Here is a 9,359-nt window from a genome sequence, read left to right on the forward strand (position 1 = left end):
GGGCAGCAGGTCGCGCACGTTGGAGATCTTCTTGTCGTGCAGCAGCACGTACGGATCGTCCAGGTCAGCGGTCTGCGACTGCTGGTTGTTGATGAAGTACGGGGACAGGTAGCCGCGGTCGAACTGCATGCCTTCGACGACGTCCAGCTCGTTTTCCAGGCCCGAGCCTTCTTCAACGGTGATCACGCCTTCCTTGGTCACGCGGCGCATCGCTTCGGCGATGATGTTGCCGATCGATTCGTCGGAGTTGGCCGAGATCGTACCGACCTGGGCGATCGCCTTGTCGTCGGTGGTCGGCTTGGAGATGTTCTTCAGCTCGGCGACGGCGGCGATCACGGCCTTGTCGATACCGCGCTTGAGGTCCATCGGGTTCATGCCGGCAGCAACGGCCTTGGCGCCTTCGCGGATCAGGGCCTGGGCCAGCACGGTGGCAGTGGTGGTGCCGTCGCCGGCGTCATCGTTGGTGCGGGAAGCAACTTCCTTCACCATCTGCGCGCCCATGTTCTCGAACTTGTCAGCCAGTTCGATTTCCTTGGCGACAGACACGCCGTCCTTGGTGATGGTCGGGGCGCCGAAGCTCTTTTCGAGCACGACGTTGCGGCCCTTCGGGCCCAGGGTGGCCTTGACGGCATTGGCGAGAATGTTGACGCCGCGCAGCAGGCGCAGCCGCGCATCATTATCGAAAAGGATCTCTCTGTGCGTCATGACCGTTCCTCCGCAATAAAAACGCATGCCGGAGGGGAGCCGCCAGAACCCCCGGCATACGCCGACTCCGGCAGCAACACTTTCGTTCCGTCCACCGCCTTCATCGAAAGCCGAACCCGACCCTGCATGTCCACTTCCAGGACCTTGACCTTCACCACATCCCCTTCCGACAGAACGGAATTCGGGTTTTCCACTCGCTCGTCAGAAATCTGCGAGACGTGCACCAGTCCGACCTTGCCCGGCGCGATGGTGACGAACGCGCCGAAGTCAAGCACCTTTGCCACCTTACCTTCGTAGACCCGACCCGGTTCGATTTCGGCCGTGATCTGTTCGATACGCCTGCGCGCCGTGTCGGCGGCTCCGCCGCTGGTCGAAGCGATCACGATCGTGCCGTCGTCCCGGATATCGATCTGCGTGCCAGTTTCCTTGGTGAGCGCCTGGATGGTGGCCCCGCCCTTGCCGATCACCTCGCGGATCTTGTCCGGATGGATCTTGATCGTCAGCAGGCGCGGTGCGAACTCCGACATCTGCTCGCGCGGGGCCTGGATGGCCTTGGCCATCTCCCGAAGGATGTGCAGTCGCCCTTCTCGCGCCTGCGCCAATGCCACCTCCATGATCTCGGCGGTCACGCCGTCGATCTTGATGTCCATCTGCAGGGCCGAGATACCGTCGATAGTGCCGGCGACCTTGAAATCCATATCGCCCAGGTGGTCCTCGTCACCCAGGATGTCGGACAGCACCGCGAACCGATCGCCTTCCTTGACCAGGCCCATGGCGATGCCTGTCACAGGCCCCTTGACCGGAACGCCCGCAGCCATCAGGGCCAGCGAGCTGCCGCACACTGAAGCCATCGAGGAAGAACCATTGGACTCGGTGATCTCCGACACTATTCGAATGGTGTAAGGGAATGCTTCCATCGACGGCATGATCGCGGCGACGCCACGCTTGGCCAGACGGCCGTGGCCGATTTCGCGTCGCTTTGGGCCGATCATCGGACCCGTCTCGCCGACGCAGTAAGGCGGGAAGTTGTAGTGGAAAAGGAAGTGTTCCTTGTACTCGCCGGTGACGGCATCGATGACCTGGCCGTCACGCGTAGTGCCGAGCGTGGTGGTCACGATGGCTTGGGTTTCGCCGCGTGTGAACACCGCCGAGCCATGAGTGCGCGGCAGCACGCCGAGTTGGATCGAGATCGGACGTACGTCTTCGAGACCGCGACCGTCCAGCCGACGCCGATCCTGCAGCACCATGCGGCGCACAGCGGTGTACTCGAGGTCGTCCAGCTCCGCGCGGACTTGGGCGACCTCCCAACCCGTTGCCGAGGTCGTCGGTGCAGCTAGCGCAATCAACACTTCATTTCTGATCGCCTGCACTCGTTTCTTGCGTGCGATCCGGTCGGTGATCAGCAAGGCGCTGTTGAGGTTGTTTCCAATCTGTGTGCGCACCGTATCGGCCAGGGCCAGGTCGCGTGGTGGATGGCTCCACTCCCACTTGGTCACCTTCGCTTCTTGGGCGAGTTCCTCGATCGCTTCGATCACGGGCTGCATGGCGTGGTGGCCAAGCGACACCGCCGCCAGCATGATCTCCTCCGAGAGCACGTTGGCTTCGGACTCGACCATCAACACGCCGTGCCGGGTGCCGGCGACGACCAGATTGAGGTCGGAGGCCTTGAGCTCTTCGGTGGTCGGGTTGACCAGAAAACTGTCACCGTGGCGGCCGATGCGGACCGCTCCAATCGGCCCCTTGAACGGCAACCCCGACAAGCGCAGCGCGGCGGAGGCGCCGACCATGGCTGGAATATCGGGATCGATCAACGGATCGACGGACAGCACGGTCGCAATGACCTGGACCTCGTGGCGGAACTGATCGGGAAACAGTGGTCTTACCGGCCGGTCGATCAGGCGCGAGGTCAGGATTTCCTTTTCGGTCGGGCGACCCTCGCGCTTGAAGAAACCACCGGGGATACGACCGCCTGCGTAGAAGCGCTCCCGGTACTCGACGGTGAGCGGGAAGAAGTCGAGTCCATCTTTCGCGCGCTTGCTGCCGACCGCGGTTACCAGCACCACCGTATCGCCCATGCGGACTATGACCGCGCCGGACGCCTGCTTGGCGATCTCGCCGGTTTCGAGGGTGAGTTCATGCGCCCCGAAGGCGCAGCGCTTCACGACCGGTAATTTAGCCGGTGCATTCGTCATCAGATTCATTATGTTTTCCTTTCATCAACAAGGATATGCCGACCACCGCAGAGGCGGCCCAATGGGTGCCGCGCGGACTCAGCGACCGGCGTTTCGGCGCATGTTGTGCTGTTTCGCCTCGGCCAGTTCCTCGGTGCACTCCAGGCAAAAAGGCGCGGCGGGATCGGCCATCAAACGGCCATGCCCGATTTCGAGTTCACATCGGCAGCAAATGCCGTAGCGCCCCGATTCGTAGCGATCCAGCGCCGCCTTGATCCGATCCAACTGGATCATCAGGCGACTGCTGCCCGCCTTGGCCATGTGCTGCTGGGAGATGGCGTCGATCCTGCTGACGCGGCCTTGCGTGGTCTGATCGAGGGCGACGGGTTGGCCCGCGTCTTCCAAACCGGCGAGGGTGATGCGAATGTCCCGCTGCTCCTCTACGAGCATGCTGAAGAATTCGTCCAGACTTTGAACGTGTACGGACATGGTGACTCCTCATCTTGGTAGGCGGTATGCCGGGAGCGGCATCCGGAAGCGGGCATTGCGCCCGCGGCCAAGAAGTGAGCGTTAGATTGGAGTGGTCATGAGAGAGCCTCGTCTTGACCCTCTGAACCGCACCCCATTGTGCGGAAACCACATCACCTAGTAGAGCTTGAGGCCATCCTCAAGATCGACGAGACAGGCGGAGGGGTGTTGTATCGTGAATTTCACTAAATCATAGCATGTCAAGTCCCCCGTCAAACGACGGGGGATTACCTCGGGCCTTCTGGGCGCTGATAGCCGCCACGAACCCCATCCTTGGACAGCACCCACTGCCACAGTTGCAGGTCGCGGGCGCGGAATGCACCGGCGCAGGACAACAGGTAGTAGCGCCACATCCGATGGAACCGTTGCCCCAGTTCGTCCTCGAAATGAGGCCATGCCTGCTCGAAGTTGGCATGCCACGCCATCAATGTGTTGTCGTAGTCGGCGCCGAAGTTGTGCAGATCCTCGACGACGAAGAGCTCGTCGCAAGCATCACCGATCTGGCCAATCGACGGCAACTCGCCGTTCGGGAAAATGTAGCGATCGATCCACGGGTCGGTAGTGGACTTGCGCCGGTTCTTGCCGATGGTGTGAAGCAGGAACAGGCCGTCATCGGCCAGGCAGCGATGAGCTACTTCCATGTAGCTGCGATGGTTCTTGCGACCCACATGCTCGAACATGCCGACGCTGGCGATGCGATCGAAGCGCTCGTTGATGGAGCGGTAGTCCTGCAGCCGGAACTCCAGTGGCAGGTCGGCATAACGCTCCGTCGCCCATGCGGTCTGCTCCTTCGAAACCGTCACCCCCACGCACTCAACGCCGTAGTGCTCGGCGGCGTACGCCATGAAGCTGCCCCAGCCACAACCGATGTCGAGCACCCGCATGCCGGGCTCCAGGCGCAACTTGTGGCAGATCATGTCGAGCTTGGCTTCCTGCGCCTCCGCCAGGTTCTTCGCATCGGCCCAGTAGCCGCAGGTGTAGGTCATGCGCGGGTCCAGCATTGCCGTGTAGAAATCATTCCCGAGGTCGTAATGGGCCTCGCCGACTTCCCAGGCCTGTCGCGATGTCTGCCGATTCAGCAGCTTGGCCCGTAGCGAATGAAACATGAGCCGCAACGGTTTGACGTGGCGATCGAGCCGCGCACGCAGGATGCGATCGAACAGTTCGTCCAGCCGATCGCACTCCCATGCGCCGTTCATGTAACTTTCCCCAAGGCCGAGATTGCCCTGTGCAAATACGCGCTCCGGGACGCCATCGACCAGCAACCGGATATCCCATGGGCGATCACCGCCCAGTCGAACATCAGCGATCTCCAGCAGTTCGTCCATCATTCGATGGAGGTGGTTTCGATTGATTGTTTCAGTGGATTTATGCTTGGTTGATGCTTCGGTCATTTGACTTACTGCCGGTGGTTGGCGTCAACGGAGAAGGAGCACCGGGACGCGGCAGGTGCGCAGCATCGTGGTGGTGGTGCTGCCGACAATCAGCTGGCGGATACGCGAGTGGCCATAGGCCCCCATGACCAGCAGATCCACATGCTCGTCACGGATGTAATGGCCGATCACCTCTTCCGCTTCGCCCGGTCGCACCGCGCCGGCCGCAGACAATCCGGCCGCGGCCAGCGTGTCCAGCGCCCAGCGCAATGCGGCTTCGTTTGTGGCATTGGTCGCTCCGACGGTGAGCACACGGATATCGAGTCCACTGAACAACGGGCTGGCCGCCACCATTTCCACGCCCTTGCGGGTCGTGGCGCTCCCATCGAACGCGATCAGCACGCGTTCGATTTCCGTGTAGCTGCGCGACGCCACCAGCAATGGGCGATGGACTGCACGTACCACGCGTTCCAGTTGGCTGCCCAGGTGTCCCTTGGCGAAATCCGCATGCTCGCCACGCTTGCCAAGGACAAACAGGCGTGCATCGCCTTCCAACTCGATGAGGGTGTCCACCAAGGACCCATGCCGCATCCGCGTCTCCGCCTCGATGCCATGGAAAGCGGCCGCAATCCCCTTGGCCTGTTGCAGCACTAGGCGGCCTCGTTCTTGGCCCAGCTTGCTGCGGGTCTCGTCCAGCAAGGCGAGCCCTTCCAGCAACCTGGGCTGGGCATCCGCTCCGAGGTTCCCACTGAAGTCCGCGGTACTGGCCGCTTCCGGATGGCGGTCAAGCACATGAAGGTATTCCAGCGGGGCTTCCAGTCTGTGCGCTGCCCAAGCGGCGTAATGCGCCACGCTCTCGCTGTAAGCGGATGCGTCGGTGGCGGCCAATACACTGCCGCTGTGATCTATATGGGAGTGTCCAATCTTGTCTGTCATGGTTGCTTCCTCAGTGGCCCATCAGCCGCTCGACGGCGTCGGGCTTGTCGTGGACGCCCAAGCGATCCACCAGCGTCGCACTGGCTTCGTTCATTCCTAGGATTTCGACCTCAGTACCTTCACGCCTGAACTTCACCACAACCGTGTCCAGTGCGCCCACCGCGCTGAGATCCCAGAAGTGGGCACGGCCCACGTCAATTTGAACGCGCTCCAAAGCCTCGCGGAAATCGAAGCTAGCAATGAACTGGTCAGCCGAGGCAAAGAAAACCTGCCCGGTCACGGTGTAGCACCGCAGACGCCCACCTTCTTCAGAAGTGGAGCCGATATGAAGCACCTGGCCTACCTTGCGAGCAAAGAACAGCCCCGAGAGCAGTACGCCGATCAAAACGCCCTTTGCCAGATCATGGGTGGACACCGTCACGATAACTGTGGCGATCATCACCACACTAGAAGTCTTGGGATTTGCCTTAAGTGCCGCCAGTGAACCCCAGTTGAAAGTGCCAATGGAGACCATGATCATTACAGCGACCAGCGCCGCCATGGGAATCAGCTTTACCCAAGGGCCTGCAAATACCACCATCAACAATAGGAATACGCCCGCGGCCAGTGATGAGAGGCGACCACGACCGCCGGACTTAACGTTGATGACAGACTGGCCAATCATGGCGCAACCGGCCATGCCGCCAACAAAGCCGGATGCGATGTTGGCTATGCCCTGACCGACCGCTTCGCGGTTTTTGTTGCTCGGCGTATCGGTCAGATCATCGACGATCTTTGCAGTCATCATCGATTCCAGCAGGCCCACGACCGCCAATGTGGCGGAAACCGGGAAAATGATCTTCAGTGTCTCTAGATTCAAGGGAACATCAGGCAACAAGAACACCGGCAAGCTGTCGGGTAGTTCGCCCATGTCCCCCACGGTGCGGATATCAAGCTTGAGCAGGAGCGCGACTATCGTCAGGACCACGATGGCCACCAGCGGCGAGGGAATGACCTTGGTCACGCGTGGCAACAGATAGATGATGGCCAACCCTGCGGCGACCATCGCATAAACGGTCCAAGGGACGTTGGTTAGCTCGGGGAGCTGCGCCAGGAAAATCAGGATCGCCAGCGCATTGACAAAACCGGTGATGACCGAGCGCGAGACGAAACGCATCAACGCCCCGAGCCTAAACGTGCCAGCCAAGATCTGCAGCATCCCGGTTAGGAGCGTCGCTGCCAACAAATACTGCAGTCCGTGCTCCTTCACCAAGCCAACCATCAGCAGCGCCATGGCCCCGGTAGCTGCCGAGATCATTCCCGGACGACCGCCGGTAAAGGCGATAACCACTGCAATGCAGAATGAGGCGTAGAGGCCCACCTGGGGATCAAGCCCGGCAATAATTGAGAACGCAATGGCCTCAGGAATTAGAGCGAGCGCAACAACTATGCCGGCAAGCAAGTCGCCACGAATATTGCCGAGCCAGTCCTGGCGCAGTCGAGTAAGCGTAGTCAAAACAGAATATCCCTAGTCCCGACTGGTCGTCGGGCCAACAGTGTGATTTACGAAATAACAACCCTAAGCCCGCTTGCGGGCTTGATCCGATGACAGGATTTAGGGCGGCGTAATCACTATGGGCACTGGCTCGGGAGTAGAGTTGGGTCCGCTGTTGTTTGCGGCCGCTGGCTGGAGAGCCTAGCACAATCTGCATAGTTGCGTCGAATGATGGACGATTGGCCGGCCACCTTTGAAACGTGCGTGTTCTGGGCCAGGTGACTATCCTCGATCAGTACATTGATGCCGCCACCCGCGAGAACACTGTGCGCAGCTACGCTTCGGCGTTACGGCACTTTGAGGTCGAGTGGCAAGGACACCTTCCGGCCACCCCAGACAGTGTGGCGCGGTACTTGGCCACCTACGCGCAGACCCTGGCCACCAGCACGCTGCGGCATCGCCTGGCGGCGATCGCTTTTTGGCATCGGGATCACGGATTTGTGGATCCCACCCGCTCGCCACTGGTGCGCAAGGTACTTAAAGGGATTCAGACCCTCCACCCGACCCGGGTCAAGCAGGCTGCGCCACTGCAGATCCGGCGGCTGGTCGAGCTCGATGACTGGCTGGCCGCAGCGATTGCTGCGGCCCATGCCCGGGGCGACGGGGCGGCGGCGCTTCGCCATCAGCGGGATCGCGCGTTGGTGCTGCTCGGATTCTGGCGTGGCTTCCGTGGCGATGAACTGCTGCGTCTGGAAGTGGCCCATCTCACGCTGGTGCCGGGACAGGGGATGACCTGCTTCCTGCCGCGCAGCAAGGGCGATCGCCAAGCGGCCGGCGTTACCCATAAGGTGCCGGCGTTGTCGCGGCTGTGTCCGGTAGAGGCGACCCAAGTGTGGCTGCAGGCGGCAAACGTGCAAGACGGGCCGGTGTTTCGGGCAATCAACCAGTGGGGCCACGTAAGTGCCGAAGGGCTCCATCCCAACAGTTTGGTGCGCCTGCTGCGCGAGTTGCTGGCCAGTGCCGGCTTTGCCGATGCGGGGCTCCACAGCAGCCATTCGCTGCGCCGCGGCTTTGCTAGTTGGGCCAACGATCAGGGCTGGGACATGAAGGCGTTGATGGAGTACGTGGGCTGGCGCGATGTTCAGTCGGCCATGCGTTACCTGGACGGGCGTGACCCGTTCGCCCGGGATCGCATTGAAGCGAGCCTGCCCAGCCCAACCGCGCCAGCTCCGGCGATGGCGCTGCCGGCGCCCGAGGTCAAATCTGCCCTGCAGCTGCTCCTACGCATGGTGCTGACCCCGTTTGCCCGCGCCGGCCGCGGCGCGGCCAAGGCCCGGGGCAGAATCGAAGAGATCTGCTTGGCCCCGTTCCAAGCGGTGCGGCTGAACACCGCCAGCAGCGAGTACCGGTTGACTGTTCCCACCGATCCCGACCGGGATCTGGATGAAATCCTGGCCACGTTGCTCGATGACATGCACCGCATGGCCGATACGCACCAGTGCTTCCTGGAAGCGTCGCTCAGTACAGACGACGGCCGGCACTGGGACTGATCCCCCTCACACCCTCCGGATCCAATGGCTACCCTTCACGAGACCGCCTACCCGCGACTGAAGCCTGATCCCACCGCCAAGGAACTGGAGGAGATCTATACCCCGACCGCCGCTGAGATTGCATTCGCCAAGCAGCTGACCACCCAGCCGGGTCCGCAGCTGGCGGTACTGATTCATCTCAAGCTCTTCCAACGCTTGGGCTACTTCACGGTGTTGGCCGACGTACCCGAGCGGATCCGGAAGCACATCGCCAAGGCCGCCCGACTCGGGCGCGTATTGGACACCGACCAGCTCGAACGCTACGACGCTTCCGGCAGCCAGCGCCGGCATATGCCGCAGCTTCGGCAATTCATCGGGGTACGTCCCCTGGATAAATCGGGCTTGGCTTGGCTGGACACCGTGGCCACCGGAGCAGCCCAGACCAAGCACACCATCCCGGACATCGTGAACGTCCTGCTCGAAGAGCTGGTGCACCATCGCTACGAACTGCCCGGTTTCCGCACTCTGGAGCTGGCCGCCATCGGCGCCCGTGAGCGGGTCAATCTGGGCTACTACCGCAGCATCAGCCACGCACTGACGCCTGCCACGCGCACGCTCATCGACGAACTGCTGCGCGCACCGG

Annotated in this window: 8 protein-coding genes; 2 read left to right on the plus strand and 6 right to left on the minus strand. The window is 61.7% G+C overall.

What is annotated here, in order from left to right:
• The 6 genes from groEL to C0R07_RS19505 form a co-directional block, all read right to left on the minus strand.
• The coding region (gene groEL, locus C0R07_RS19480; protein ID WP_146027649.1) for a chaperonin GroEL at nt 1-705 on the minus strand (705 nt) is incomplete at its 3' end.
• A complete protein-coding gene (gene pnp / locus C0R07_RS19485; protein ID WP_005413428.1) occupies nt 702-2,906 on the minus strand; it encodes a polyribonucleotide nucleotidyltransferase in 2,205 nt (734 codons plus the stop codon). The genes pnp and groEL, both read right to left, overlap by 4 nt.
• Nucleotides 2,907-2,975: 69 nt before the next feature.
• Nucleotides 2,976-3,365: a TraR/DksA family transcriptional regulator gene (locus tag C0R07_RS19490; protein WP_046272806.1), complete on the minus strand. Its 390-nt coding sequence runs from the start codon at nt 3,363-3,365 to the stop codon at nt 2,976-2,978.
• Nucleotides 3,366-3,631: 266 nt separating this feature from the next.
• Nucleotides 3,632-4,798, minus strand: coding sequence for a cyclopropane fatty acyl phospholipid synthase (cfa, locus tag C0R07_RS19495; protein WP_005413430.1), 1,167 nt, complete (start codon nt 4,796-4,798; stop codon nt 3,632-3,634).
• Between the two features lie 24 nt (nt 4,799-4,822).
• Nucleotides 4,823-5,713, minus strand: coding sequence for a universal stress protein (locus tag C0R07_RS19500; RefSeq protein WP_046272807.1), 891 nt, complete (start codon nt 5,711-5,713; stop codon nt 4,823-4,825).
• A gap of 10 nt (nt 5,714-5,723) precedes the next feature.
• Nucleotides 5,724-7,208, minus strand: coding sequence for a SulP family inorganic anion transporter (locus tag C0R07_RS19505; protein WP_086016262.1), 1,485 nt, complete (start codon nt 7,206-7,208; stop codon nt 5,724-5,726).
• 257 nt (nt 7,209-7,465) lie between these two features.
• On the opposite strand from C0R07_RS19505, the gene C0R07_RS19510 reads away from it, so the two are divergent.
• Entirely contained in the window at nt 7,466-8,737 is a 1,272-nt protein-coding gene (locus C0R07_RS19510) for a site-specific integrase (protein ID WP_032967196.1), read from the plus strand.
• A gap of 24 nt (nt 8,738-8,761) precedes the next feature.
• A partial coding sequence (locus C0R07_RS19515; RefSeq protein WP_146027650.1) for a DUF4158 domain-containing protein occupies nt 8,762-9,359 on the plus strand: 598 nt, incomplete at its 3' end.

It is taken from the genome of Stenotrophomonas bentonitica (genome assembly GCF_002887735.1).
Taxonomy (GTDB): Bacteria; Pseudomonadota; Gammaproteobacteria; order Xanthomonadales; family Xanthomonadaceae; genus Stenotrophomonas; species Stenotrophomonas bentonitica_A.

Excerpts from the sequence above, each read along its gene's own strand:
- pnp (WP_005413428.1), bottom strand. The coding sequence starts at position 2,906 with ATGAATCTGATGACGAATGCACCGGCTAAATTACCGGTCGTGAAGCGC.
- C0R07_RS19500 (WP_046272807.1), bottom strand. The coding sequence starts at position 5,713 with ATGACAGACAAGATTGGACACTCCCATATAGATCACAGCGGCAGTGTA.
- cfa (WP_005413430.1), bottom strand. The coding sequence starts at position 4,798 with ATGACCGAAGCATCAACCAAGCATAAATCCACTGAAACAATCAATCGA.
- C0R07_RS19490 (WP_046272806.1), bottom strand. The coding sequence starts at position 3,365 with ATGTCCGTACACGTTCAAAGTCTGGACGAATTCTTCAGCATGCTCGTA.